Consider the following 12,438-nt stretch of genomic DNA (forward strand, 5'->3'; position numbering starts at 1 on the left):
GGTCATCCGCCGAGCCGAGACCATCAAGCGGGCGAAGGTTGCCTGACTCGGCACTAGGTTGCCCGGCATGGCCGCCACCGGGTTCCACACCGCCGACGAGCTCAACGACCTGCTGCCAGGCACCTTCCCGGGGTTGCTCGGCATCGTCGTCGACACCCACGAACCGGGCCGGCTGACCTCCCACCTGGACGTCCGGCCCGAGCTGCTGGCGCCCAACGGCTACCTGCACGCGGGCACCGTGGTGACCCTCGCCGACACCAGCTGCGGCCTGCCCACCCGGGCGCTGCTGCCGGAGGGGTCCAGCGGCTTCACCACCATCGAGCTGAAGAGCAACCACCTGAGCACCGCCCGGGAGGGCCGCATCTCCGCGGTCGCCACCAACGTCCACGCCGGCCGGACGACGCAGGTCTGGGACGCCGTGGTCACCGCCGAGGCCACCGGGAAGACGCTGGCGCTGTTCCGCTGCACCCAGTCGGTGCTCTGGCCCCGCTGACCCCGCGGAGCTACCGGCGGGTAGCCCGGGTGTGGCGCGCGACACGCCGAGTGTGAGACTGGCGTCACCGCACCTGAGTCGAGGAGGACCCCGTGGCGTTCGCCAGTCGCTATCCCGATGTCGAGATCCCCGAGCTGTCGGTACCGCAGTTCGTGCTGGCCGGAGTCGCAGAGCGGGCGGACCGCCCGGCGCTGATCGACGGCCTCTCCGGCGAGACGATCACCCACGGTGAGCTCGCCTTCTACGTCGAGCGGGTCGCCGCCGCGCTGCACGCAAAGGGCCTGCGCAAGGGCGACGTCGTCGCCGTCTTCAGCCCGAACACCATCTGGTACCCGGTGGTCTTCCACGGCATCGCCGCGGCCGGCTGCGTGATCAGCCCGGTCAACGCGCTGTACACGCCGGAGGAGATCGCCTTCCAGCTGAAGGACTCCGGCGCCAAGGTGCTCGTCACCGTCTCGCCGTTCCTGGACCGTGCGCTGGCCGCGGTGGAGAAGTCGCCCGTCGACGAGGTCATCGTGATGGACGGCGCCGAGGGCCACACCTCGCTGCGCGACCTGATCACCGCAGACGCCCCCGCCGTCCAGGTCGACATCGACCCGGCGAACGACCTGATCACGCTCCCGTACTCCAGCGGCACCACCGGGCTGCCCAAGGGCGTCATGCTCACCCACCGCAACCTGGTGGCCAACGTCAGCCAGTCCCGCCCGCTGGCCGGCGTCGACGAGGGCAACGAGCGGATCATCGCCGTCCTGCCGTTCTTCCACATCTACGGCCTGACCGTGCTGATGAACCAGGGCCTGCAGTGGGGCGGCGCCGTCGTCACCCTGCCGCGGTTCGACCTGGAGCAGTTCCTCCGCACCATCCAGGACCAGAAGATCACCCGGGCCTTCGTGGCCCCGCCGATCGTGCTCGCGCTGGCCAAGCACCCGATGGTCGACCAGTTCGACCTGTCCTCGCTGCGCAGCGTCACCTCCGGCGCCGCCCCGCTGGACGAGTCGCTGGCCCAGGCCGCCCAGGACCGGCTCCGCAAGGGCGCCGCCGAGGGCACCGCGGTGGGCCAGGGGTACGGCATGACCGAGCTCTCCCCCGTCTCGCACACCACCCCCGAGGCCGGGCTCGAGCCGGCGGGTGCCGGCGAGACCCCCAAGGGCACGGTCGGCTACGCGCTGCCCAACACCGAGTGCCGGCTCATCGACCCGGCCACCGGTTCCGACGCCGCCCCCGGCGAGCGCGGTGAGCTGTGGGTGCGCGGGCCGCAGGTGATGAAGGGCTACCTGAACAACCCGCAGGCCACCGCCGAGACGCTGGACGACGAGGGCTGGCTGCACACCGGTGACGTGGCGATCGTCGACGACGAGGGCCGCTACACCGTGGTCGACCGGGTCAAGGAGCTGATCAAGTACAAGGGCTACCAGGTGGCGCCGGCCGAGCTGGAGGCCGTGCTGCTGAACAACCCGCAGATCGCCGACGCCGCGGTGATCGGGGTGCTGGACAAGGAGAGCGGCGACGAGCTGCCCAAGGCCTTCGTCGTCCGCGCCCCCGGCTCGGAGATCAGCGAGGACGACGTCAAGGCCTACATGGCCGAGCACGTCGCCCCGCACAAGAAGATCCGCTTGGTCGAGTTCATCGAGCAGGTGCCCAAGTCGATGGCCGGCAAGATCCTCCGCAAAGACCTCAAGAACCGCTGAGGCTCGCGCCCCGCGACGATCATGGAGCCAGCGGGGCGACACGCCGCTGGGCGCGGCGTGTCGCCACCGACACCCCATGATCGTCGCGGCGGCGGGTGGTCCTACCGGCCCCCGTGCAGGGGCCCGCTGCGAACTTGCGAGGAGCGGGGAGCACGGGGGTCCTTCTAGGGTCGGGGCATGCGTGCGGTGACGATCTCCTCCCCCGGCGGCCCTGAGGTGCTCGGTTGGGGTGAGGTCCCCGACCCGGTCTGCGGGCCGGGCGAGGTGCTGGTCGACGTGGCCGCCACCGCGGTGAACCGCGCCGACACGCTGCAGCGCCAGGGGCACTACCCGCCGCCACCGGGCGCCAGCGAGGTGCTCGGCCTGGAGTGCAGCGGCGTCATCAGCGAGGTCGGCGCCGACGTCACCGGCTGGTCGGTGGGCGACGAGGTGTGCGCGCTGCTGTCCGGCGGCGGCTACGCCGAGCGGGTCGCCGTCCCGGCCGGGCAGCTGCTCCCCCGGCCGGCCGGCGTCGAGCTGGCCACCGCCGCGGCGCTGCCCGAGGTCGTGTGCACGGTCTGGTCGAACGTCTTCATGCTCGCCGGGCTGCGGGCCGGCGAGGTGTTCCTGGTGCACGGCGGCTCCAGCGGCATCGGCACGATGGCGATCCAGCTGGCCAAGCGCGCCGGCGCCCGGGTGGCGACGACGGCCGGCAGCGCCGAGAAGCTGGCCTTCTGCCGCGAGCTGGGCGCCGAGATCGGCGTGGACCACCGCGAGCAGGACTTCGTCGAGGTGGTGCGGGAGGCCACCGACGGGCACGGGGCGGACGTCGTCCTGGACATCATCGGGGCCAAGTACCTGGCCCGGAACCTCGACGTGCTGGCCATCGGCGGCCGGCTGATGGGCATCGGCATGCAGGGCGGCACCAAGGCCGAGATCGACCTCGGCAAGCTGATGCGCAAGCGCGGGTCGGTGCACGCGACCACGCTGCGCTCGCGGCCGGCGACCGGGCCCGGCGGCAAGGCCGAGATCGTGGCGGCGGTGCGACACGACGTGTGGCCCGACGTCGAGCGGGGCGTCGTCCGGCCGATCGTGGACCGGCGGCTGCCGATGTCCCGGGCCGGCGAGGCGCACGCCCTGCTGGAGTCCAGCACCCACATCGGCAAGGTCCTGCTCGTCCCCGACGCCTGACGGCTACCGCAGGCCGGCGACGGCGTCGACGAGGCGGTCGACCTCCTCGACGGTGTTGTAGTGCATCAGGCCCAGCCGCACGGCGCCGCCGGTCTCGTTGACCCCGATCGCGTCGAACAGCTCGCGGGAGTAGAAGTCGCCGTCCCAGGCGCAGACGCCGCTCCGGGCCAGCTCGGTGGCCGCCTGCCGGGGCCGCAGCCGGTCGACGGTGAAGGACAGCGTCGGCGTGGTCCACGCCGGGTCGCCCAGCACCTGCACGTGCACCATCGACCGCAGCGCCCCGTCCAGCCGGGTGAACAGCTGCTCCTCGTAGCGGCTCACCGCGGCCATCGAGGTGCGCAGCCGCTCCCGCCGGGTGCCGGTGGCCTCGAGGCAGAGGGCCGCCAGGTGGTCCACCGAGGCGGCCACGCCGGCGTAGAGCTCGAACGGCGGCGCGCCCGTCTCGAACCGGTCGGGCACCCGCTCCGACGCGGGCAGCAGCTTGTCCGGCCACAGCTCCTCGAGCAGGCCGGGGTGGGCGACCAGCGCGCCGACGTGCGGACCGCACCACTTGTAGGCCGACAGCAGGAGGAAGTCCGCCCCCAGCTCCTCGACGTCCAGCGGGGCGTGCGGTGCGGCGTGCGCGGCGTCGACGACGACCAGCGCCCCGACCCGGTGCGCGCGCTCGGCGATGGAGGCGACGTCGGGGCGGGTGCCGATGGCGCTGCTGGCCGCGGTGACGGCGACCAGCCGGGTGCGGTCGGTGACCAGCTCGTCGTACTGCCAGTCCGGCAGCTCCCCGGTCTCGATGTCCACCTCGGCCCACCGCACGACCAGGCCGAGCTCGTCGGCGACCTGCAGCCACGGGCGGATGTTGGCGTCGTGGTCCAGCCGGCTGACCACGATCTCATCGCCGCGGCGCCAGTGCTTGGCCAGCGCCCGGGCGACGGCATAGGTGAGCGTGGTCATGTTCGGCCCGAGGACGACCCCGCCGGGCGCGCCGCCCACCAGGTCGGCGACCGCGGACCGCGCGCCGGCGACCAGCTGCTCCGCCCGGGCGGAGGAGGCGAAGACACCACCCCGGCCGGCGATCGGCACCCGCATGGCCTGGGAGACGGCGCGCACGACGCTCTCCGGCACCAGCGCGCCCCCCGGCCCGTCGGCGTGCACCAGGCCGTCGGACAGCCCCGGGAACAGGCCCCGGACACGGGCCACGTCCAGCTGGCCCTCCCCCGACGACATGCGGGGAGCGTAGTCAGTCGGCCGGCCGCGCCGGACCGGTGCGGCCCCTCGACGGGCAGGCCGGCAGCGCCGGGGGAGGATGGGGGCATGACAGCACCAGGCACCGGTGAGCCAGGCCGCCAGCAGGTCCTCGTCGTGGGGCCGGACGGGCAGCCGGTCGGCGGCATGCACCTGCCGGAGGGCGACGAGGGCGGCATGACCGGGGTCGGCGACCTCGTCGAGCAGCCGGCGAAGGTCATGCGGATCGGCACGATGATCAAGCAGCTGCTCGAGGAGGTCCGGGCGGCGCCCCTGGACGACGCCAGCCGCAACCGGCTGCGCGACATCCACGCCTCCTCCATCCGCGAGCTGGAGCAGGGGCTGGCTCCCGAGCTGCGCGAGGAGCTGGAGCGGATCACGCTGCCGTTCACCGAGGGCGAGACCCCCTCGGACGCCGAGCTGCGGATCGCCCAGGCGCAGCTGGTCGGCTGGCTGGAGGGCGTCTTCCACGGCATCCAGACCGCGCTCTTCGCCCAGCAGATGGCCGCCCGGGCCCAGCTGGAGGAGATGCGCCGCAAGGCCCTCCCCCCGGGTGCGCCGGCCCAGGAGCACCGGCCCGGCGGAGGCCAGTACCTCTGACCGCGGTCAGCCCAGCGGCAGGCCCTTGACGATGCGGGCCGCGGTCCGGCCGGTCCGGCGCCAGTCCCGGGGTCCGGCGTCCGGGCCGGTCGTCGTCGCCGGGCGGTGGGCGGGCAGCTTGCCGTGGTGCACCGCGACCGCACCTGCGGCGTCGACGCCGACGCCGACCTCCAGCGGGGAGTCGAGGGCGGCCGCGTGCGCCAGCCCGACGGCGTCCTCCGGCTGATCCGGGACGTCGACGAGCTCGGTGGGCACCCCCTCCTCCTCCGCACCGGCGCAGACCTCGCGCAGCACCGCAGCCGGTGCGCCGGGGGAACGGTGGACCACCACGGCCGGCCGCTGCCGGGCGTCGGTCACCCGGCCGGGCACGGCGAAGACGCAGCGGCGTGCGCCCGGACCAGCCCGGACGCGACCGCGTTGCGCGGGCCCTGGGTGCCCAGCACGTTGCCCGTCCCGCAGACGATGCCGTAGGGCGCGAGCTCGTCGGCGATCAGCTCGGGGATCTCGAAGTCCAGCGCCGAGCCGCCCAGCAGCACCACGAAGTCCAGGGCCCGGAGGTCGCCACCCGGCGCGACCTGCCGCAGCGCCCGGACGGCGTTGACCACGAACACCCGGCTCTTCGCCGCCCGGCGGACCCGGCGGACGTGGTCGAGGCCGTGCCGGGTCTCGACGGGCACCGGGCCGTCCGGGGTGAGCACCACGACCCGGGCGAACACGTGCGGCGGGAACGGCTGGTCGAAGAACTGGACGGTGCCGTCCTCGTGCCGCAGGTGGAAGAAGCTCTCCACCTTGGCCAGCGGGTGCCACTTCACGCCCTCGGCGACCTCCCGGTCACCCAGCGCCAGCTCGGAGTCGATCAGCTTGGTGACCAGCTCCCCGGCGCCGGCCACGTGGACGGCGGTGCACACGCCGTCCACGGTCATCAGCGCGGCGTCGGTCGACCCGCCACCCAGGTCCAGGACGGCGACCGGCCGGTCGACGCCGGGGGTGGTCAGCGCCCCACCCACGGCCATCTCCCCCTCGACGCCGCCGATCTCCGCCCGCGCCCCGAGCTCCGCGGATACCTGGTCGGCGACCAGCTGCATGCGGCTGCGGCTTGTCCGCACCATCGCCGCGAGCGCGACGGCGTTCTCCAGCGCGATCTCACCGGCCAGTCCCCCGCGCACCTCGGCCGGGACGAACGTGTCGACCGCCAGGACGTCGCGGATGGCGATCTCGGACGCCGGCTGCGCCGCCCCGTCCGCGCCGCGCAGCACGTCGGACATGGTGTCGCGGACCTGGGCGAGCATCCCGCCGACGTGGGTGCCGGGTTCCCCGTGCACGTCGTCGAGCGGCTGCAGCCGGGCGACGGTGGCCATGATCGCCTCGGCCCCGGCGTCGACGTCGATGCGAAGCTCCCTCCCCGCCCCGCGCAGCACCAGCTCGCCCACCGGGATCCGCCGGTCGGTGACGTCCCCGGACGGGGTCCGCACCACCACCGCCGAGCGGTTCCCGGTGAGCGCACGTGCGACCGGCGAGACCGCCCGGGTCTGGTCGGGGTCGAGGTCGAACACCGAGGCCAGGCCGTAGGAGTCCGACAGGGTGCGGATGGTCCGGCCCGGTGCGGCCACCTCGACCGCCGCCAGCATGCCCAGGGGCACCTTCTCGACCGCGCGCACCTCGTCGACGACGGGCACCGCCCGGTCCAGCCGGTTGGTGACCAGCACGGCGTCGTCCCCGGCGAGGACGGCGGCCACCACCGCCACCCCACCGGCGACGGCGGCGTTGACCACCCGCGCCACGTCGTCGAAGTCCCAGCCGGCCGGGACCACGCAGACCACCGGCTCGCCCGGCGGCTGTGCGGTGAGGTCGGCGATCGAGACGGTGGTGCCGACGGCGAGCCCCTCGCCGCCCGGGGTCGTCGGGTTGTGCCCGATCATCGTGGACTCGGTGATGATCGTCTCGGTGATGGTCTCCATCGCCAGGCCGCTGATCACCGGGGTCGCCTCGTTGAGCAGCACGGTGTGCACCTCGTCGGGGCGCCGACCGGCCCGGGCCAGCACGTCGCGGACCACCCGGAGCGCGCCGACGGTGTTGTCCGGCGTGCCCTTGACCCCGGTGGTCCGGGTCAGGTCGGCGCCCAGGTACGTCAGCGACCCGTCCGGTGCGAGTTCGGCCAGGCACGCCTCGGTCGTCGAGTTGCCGATGTCGACGCCGACCACCAGCCGGGCCGACGACGGGTCGTGGCCGGGCGCACCCACCTCAGCCCGCGTCGGTCAGCTCGAACACGGCCTCGACCTCCACCGGGCCCTGACCTGCCGCGATGCACTCGAACTCCTTGAGGTGCAGGAGCGCGGCCTTCGCCTGCCAGCGCGGTCGCGCCATCTGGTCGTTGCGCGTGGGCACCGGCTGGGGCGACTCCCCCTTGGCGTACTGCGCGGCGTTCGAGCCGATCATGCGGAAGACCGCCGGGTCCAGCAGCGGCGACTGCGGGAACAGCTCCAGGTTGCTCAGCCGGGCGAGGTCCTTCTGGTGGATCATCGTCGTCCCGCGGGACAGGATGCCGACGGAAATGCCGGAGCCGGAGAGCTTGGCCCCGATGTGCGCGATGGCCGCCAGGTCCGCGGTGTCCCGGACCCGCACCAGCCGGACGCCCACGCCCTGCTCCTCGATGCCGGCCATCAGCTGGCGCAGCACCTCGGCGTGCGGGACGTCGACGATCGTCTTGGTGAAGTGCCCGGCGAAGGCCGGGGACACGGCGATCACCACCTCGTCGGGCCGGGTCCCGCGGGTCGCCGGGGACAGCTCGCGGAGGCTGACGGTGCGGGTGGACGTGGACAGCGTCATGGTCAGCCGACCTCGGTCTCGGGGTCCGTCGCCGACGTGACGTGCCGGAGCTTCTTCAGCTCCGCCCAGCGTTCTCCCTGCAGGCGGTAGCCGGTGCCGGGGCCGGCGTAGTCGTTCGGGTCGTTGATGGCCGACAGCGGGGTGAAGTCGGCGGTGAGGACGGCGGAGGTCTGCAGCAGGTCACCGGACACCCGCTGGCGCAGCACGGTCAGCAGGTTCTCGGCGACGTCGTGGAACCCGCTCGCCTCCAGCCCCTTGACGATGTCGAGGCCGGTGATGCCGCGGTCCATCACCGCCTGGGCGCCCTTGAGGTCGGCCAGCACGTCCCGGAAGGGGTAGTCGGCGGAGGAGTTGGCGTAGGTTCCCGCCTCCACCTCCTCGTCGGTGACGGCCGGCAGGTCGAGGTACGCGAACAGTGCCTGGAGGGCGCGGGCCGCCTTGCTCCGAGCCAGCAGGATCTCGTCCTCGCGCACGTGCCGTAGCCCGCCGTCGACCTGGAAGTCGCGCTGGATGGTGTTCCAGTCGTCGTAGTCCTCGGTGTCGAAGTTCGACCCGGCGAACATGTTGTCCGCGTTCGGCACCGCGGAGAAGCCCGAGCAGACGAAGTCGGTGCCGGGCAGCAGTTGCGGCATCATCCGGGCGGTCCGGCGCATCGCCGAGTGCGAGAAGGACTGGTCGTTCCCGGAGGCGCACTCCAGGTCCATCATGCTGGCGACCAGGTTCTCCGCGGCCACCGCGCGCAGCCCCCCGGCACGGCACCGGGCACCCCGATGCAGCTGATCGAGCCGTTCTGCAGCCCCTGCACCCCCGCGCCCTTGGCCATCAGGATGCAGCGGATCTCCAGGTAGAGCATCGACTTGCCCTCGGCGTTGCCCATCTGCACCTCCGACCCGGTGCCGGAGGTGAAGCGCATCTTGATCCCGCGGGAGGCGTAGGCGGAGGCGAGGAACGCCTTGGACCAGGGGGTGTCGTCCCCGTCGATGAACACCGACTCGGTGCCGTAGATGGAGATCGTCTCGGCGTAGGCGGTGATGCCGCGCATGCCGAGCTCGAGCTCGGTGGCCTCCTCCAGCGCGCACTGGGTCAGCACGCCCCCGCGCCCGACCTGGGCACCGACCTGCAGCGCGATGGCCACCAGCGGTGCGTAGCGCAGCACGCCCAGCGTCGTCTCCAGCTCGGCGAAGCCGCGCAGCGCGCCCTCCGCCGCGTCGGCGGCGACCTGGACGGGGTTGTCCCGGGCGCTGGTGGAGTGCGCCTGGTTGGCCGGCGTGCGCCGGGCCCGCATCTTCTGCATCCCCTGCATGATCTCGACGACGTTCATCAGCTTGAGGACGTCGAGCACCTTCGCCGGGGTCAGGCCCCGGGTGACCGCGAGGACGTCGTCCCGGGAGGCCCGGGGGTCGATCAGCATCCGGGCGATCTCGGCGGAGGGGAGGGCGTTGGACTCCTCGGCCGAGGACACGTCGATGGCGTGGTCGGCGATGAAGGTGTCCATGAAGTCGAAGTCGGCGCGCTGCCTGCCGTCCAGCTCGACGATGAGCCCGTCCTCGACCCGCACGCTGGGCGCCGGGTCGTACGCGCTCTCCATGGCGACGAGGCCCTTCTCGGGCCACTCCTCGACGAACCCGTCGAGGTTGACCGGCCGCGCCTCGAGGACGTCGGTGCGCAGCGAGTGCCGTGGCTCGGGCGAGCGCCGCGGCTGGGTGGTGGTCATGGGCGTGTCCTCTCAGTCCTCGGACCCGGCGGCGGGCCGGGCGAGCAGGTCGCGGCGGGCGTAGACCTCGGCCGCCTCCCGGACGAGGGCTGCGCAGACGGGCGCCGACCAGGTCCCCTCCAGCCGATCGGCCATGGAGGCCAGCTGATCGGCGGTGGAGGCGCGCGGGCGCAGCGCGTTGTACATCCCGAGCACCTCGGCGTCGGGGATCGCGCACATCTCCGCCGCCCGCCGGAAGTTCATCGCCAGCTGCGGGCGGTTGCTCGCGTCGGCCAGCTGGGCCTGCAGCTCCAGCGTCTCCGGGGCGATCCGCAGGTCCTCGGCCGACAGCTCCCCCGACAGCACCGCGTCCATCGTCAGCGCGGTGATCGGCTTGCCGGTCGGGGTCCGGAGCAGCTCCGGTCGGTTGACCGACAGCGGGTAGTCCCCCGCGGCCAGCCTGGTGTCCTGCGAGGTGCTCATCGGGGCATCCCTCCTCGTCCGTCAGTTCACCGGGACTGTGACACAGGACACGTTGCCTGTTCGTTGCCTCCGCCAGCCCGGGGACAGGGGTGTACCGGGGGCCACCCGGACTGCTTGGCTGTGACGATGACCACATCGCTCTCGCACGCCGACGCCCGCCGGGTCCTGGACGCCGGCATCGCCCGGGCCGAGGAGATCGGCCAGCCGATGAACGTCGCCGTCGTCGACGACGGCGGCCACCTGCTCGCGTTCGGGCGGATGGACGGCGCCATCAAGGCGAGCATCGACATCTCCACCCGCAAGGCCGTCACCTCGGTGCTGATGGCCCTGCCCACGGCCGCCCTGACCGACCTGGTGCAGCCGGGCGCCGAGCTCTACGGCCTGGAGCAGACCGCCGGTGGGATGGTCGCCTTCGGCGGCGGGATCCCCCTGGAGCGGGACGGCGTGATCGTGGGTGCCGTCGGGGTGAGCGCGGGATCGGTGGCCCAGGACGTCGACGTCGCCACCGCCGCGGCAGCGGCCCTCGGCTGAGCCGCGGCCCTCGGCTGAGCCGCGGCAGCGGCCTGCGACTCAGCCGCCCGGGACCGCGGGGCGACCTCCCGCGGCTGGTTGCCCGGGGTCCGGGCGTGAGCGATGATCCGCACCGACGCCAGTGCCGGCGTCTGCGCTGCGAGGCCGCTCGGGGGTGCGATGTCGTGCGATGCAGAGCACCTGGCCGACGAGGACGAGCACCTCGCCCCCCGCGAGCGCGCCCGCGCGCTGGCTGAGACGTTCGACGCGGTGCTCGGTCAGGGCACCGTCCGCCGCGCCCCCCGTCCGGTGGTCTCCGCGTCCTGGGAGCGGAGCCTCGCCGCCCACGTCGACCCGGAGCGCCGGACCCCTCCGGTGGTCCACGCACCCGACGAGCTGGACGACCTCCGCGCTGCCCATCCGCTGAACGCGGTCATGCCCCTGCTGCGCAGCGCGCTGGCGGGCGTGGCCGACGAGGTGGCGCACCTGGTCCTGGTGACCGACGGCGCCGGCCACGTCCTGTGGCGCGACGGCGACCGGGAGCTCCTCGGGCGGGCGGACCGGGTCGGCCTCTTCCCCGGCACCGACTGGAGCGAGGGGGCCATCGGGACGAACGCGATGTGCACGGCGCTCGCCGTCGGGGCGCCCGTGCAGATCCACTCGGCGGAGCACCTGGTCCGCACGTACCACTCCTGGACGTGCGTCGCGGCGCCGGTGCACGACCCGGACACCGGGTCGGTCATCGGCGTCCTCGACGTGAGCGGTCCGCTGCAGACGGTGCACCCGGCCCTGGCGCAGCTGGTCGCGGCCACCGCACGGCTCGCCGAGGACCAGCTGCGGGTCCGGGTCGCCATCGCCGACCACAACCTGCGGCTCCGGCTGCCGCTGTCCCGCCGGGACGGCGAGGCAGCGGCCTTCGTGACCCCGAGCGGCCGGGTGCTGGCCGCCGAGCACGACGGGCGGTGGCCGGCGCGGGTCCAGCTGGACGACACCGACCAGGTGACGCTGCCCGACGGGCGGGAGGCGCAGGTCGAGCGGCTCCCGGACGGCTGTCTGCTCCGGACTGCGGTCCGCCGCGCCCGGCCGGCACCCCGCCCGGCTGCCCACGCGCTGTCGTTGCGGTGCACCGGGGAGGGGACGCCCACGGTGGTCGTCGACGGCCGCTGGATCCCGCTGCCCCTGCGCCTGGCGGAGGTCCTCCTCCTCCTCGCCCGACACCCCGACGGCCTCACCGGGGAACAGCTCGCCCGGCTGCTGTACGGCGACCGCGGGAACCAGACGACGGTGCGCGGCGAGATCCGCCGGCTCCGTGCGGTCGTCGGCGCGGACCTGCTGCAGACCCGGCCGTACCGGTTGGTGGCCGAGGTCGCCAGTGACGTCGAGACCGCGGGTCGGGCGCTGGCGGCCCGGCGCGTGGACGCCGCCCTCAGCGCCTGCCGCGGCCCGGTCCTGCCCCGGTCGGAGGCGCCGACGATCCGGCAGTTGAGCGACGAGCTCACCGCGGGCCTGCGCCGCGCCGTGCTCGCCGCCGACGACCCCGAGCTGCTGCACACGTTCAGCACGCACCCCCTGGGCGAGCACGACGGCGCGGTCCACGACCGGCTGGCCGAGCTCCTGCCCCCGGGCGACCCGCGGTCGGCGTCGGTGGCCGTCCGTCGCGCGCGACTGCTGGCTGACTGAACGGCCGCGAGCCGGGCAGGACCGGAGGGTCCTGCCCGGCTCCCGGGATCGGATCG

The 12,438-nt window shown here is 73.9% G+C and carries 11 protein-coding genes and 1 pseudogene; 6 read left to right on the forward strand and 6 right to left on the reverse strand.

The genetic code is table 11. From position 1 onward, the window contains the following. Window positions 1-67: 67 nt before the first annotated feature. From IN07_RS19760 to IN07_RS19770, 3 genes are all read left to right on the forward strand, one after another. Window positions 68-493 (forward strand): PaaI family thioesterase, encoded by a 426-nt coding sequence (locus tag IN07_RS19760; RefSeq protein WP_036339350.1) that lies wholly within the window; start codon window positions 68-70, stop codon window positions 491-493. Window positions 494-585: 92 nt separating this feature from the next. Next, a complete protein-coding gene (locus IN07_RS19765) occupies window positions 586-2,181 on the forward strand; it encodes a 4-coumarate--CoA ligase family protein (RefSeq protein WP_036339353.1) in 1,596 nt (531 codons plus the stop codon). Window positions 2,182-2,358: 177 nt separating this feature from the next. Beyond that, window positions 2,359-3,351: an NAD(P)H-quinone oxidoreductase gene (locus IN07_RS19770; protein ID WP_036339356.1), complete on the forward strand. Its 993-nt coding sequence runs from the start codon at window positions 2,359-2,361 to the stop codon at window positions 3,349-3,351. A gap of 3 nt (window positions 3,352-3,354) precedes the next feature. On the opposite strand, the gene IN07_RS19775 is transcribed toward IN07_RS19770, so the two are convergent. After that, on the reverse strand, window positions 3,355-4,572 hold the full coding sequence (locus tag IN07_RS19775; protein ID WP_036339359.1) for a cysteine desulfurase-like protein: 1,218 nt from the start codon (window positions 4,570-4,572) through the stop codon (window positions 3,355-3,357). 87 nt (window positions 4,573-4,659) lie between these two features. Between IN07_RS19775 and IN07_RS19780 the strand changes: the two genes are divergently transcribed. After that, entirely contained in the window at window positions 4,660-5,190 is a 531-nt protein-coding gene (locus tag IN07_RS19780) for a bacterial proteasome activator family protein (RefSeq protein ID WP_036339362.1), read from the forward strand. A gap of 6 nt (window positions 5,191-5,196) precedes the next feature. Here IN07_RS19780 and IN07_RS19785 read toward each other — a convergent pair whose 3' ends face one another. From IN07_RS19785 to IN07_RS19805, 5 genes and pseudogenes are all read right to left on the reverse strand, one after another. After that, entirely contained in the window at window positions 5,197-5,559 is a 363-nt protein-coding gene (locus IN07_RS19785) for a glycerol dehydratase reactivase beta/small subunit family protein (protein ID WP_052091538.1), read from the reverse strand. Continuing rightward, entirely contained in the window at window positions 5,544-7,430 is a 1,887-nt protein-coding gene (locus IN07_RS19790) for a diol dehydratase reactivase subunit alpha (RefSeq protein WP_156119304.1), read from the reverse strand. Before IN07_RS19790 ends, IN07_RS19785 begins: the two co-directional genes overlap by 16 nt. Before the next feature lies 1 nt (window position 7,431). After that, a complete protein-coding gene (locus tag IN07_RS19795; RefSeq protein WP_036339365.1) occupies window positions 7,432-8,016 on the reverse strand; it encodes a propanediol/glycerol family dehydratase medium subunit in 585 nt (194 codons plus the stop codon). A gap of 2 nt (window positions 8,017-8,018) precedes the next feature. Next, a pseudogene (locus IN07_RS26995) lies at window positions 8,019-9,730 on the reverse strand (propanediol/glycerol family dehydratase large subunit). Between the two features lie 12 nt (window positions 9,731-9,742). Then, a complete protein-coding gene (locus IN07_RS19805; RefSeq protein WP_036339368.1) occupies window positions 9,743-10,192 on the reverse strand; it encodes a diol dehydratase small subunit in 450 nt (149 codons plus the stop codon). A gap of 126 nt (window positions 10,193-10,318) precedes the next feature. On the opposite strand from IN07_RS19805, the gene IN07_RS19810 reads away from it, so the two are divergent. Further along, window positions 10,319-10,723, forward strand: coding sequence for a GlcG/HbpS family heme-binding protein (locus tag IN07_RS19810; RefSeq protein WP_036339425.1), 405 nt, complete (start codon window positions 10,319-10,321; stop codon window positions 10,721-10,723). Between the two features lie 159 nt (window positions 10,724-10,882). After that, entirely contained in the window at window positions 10,883-12,382 is a 1,500-nt protein-coding gene (locus IN07_RS19815; RefSeq protein WP_036339427.1) for a GAF domain-containing protein, read from the forward strand. The last annotated feature ends 56 nt before the right edge of the window (window positions 12,383-12,438 follow it).

It is taken from the genome of Modestobacter caceresii (assembly GCF_000761485.1).
GTDB lineage: Bacteria > Actinomycetota > Actinomycetes > Mycobacteriales > Geodermatophilaceae > Modestobacter > Modestobacter caceresii.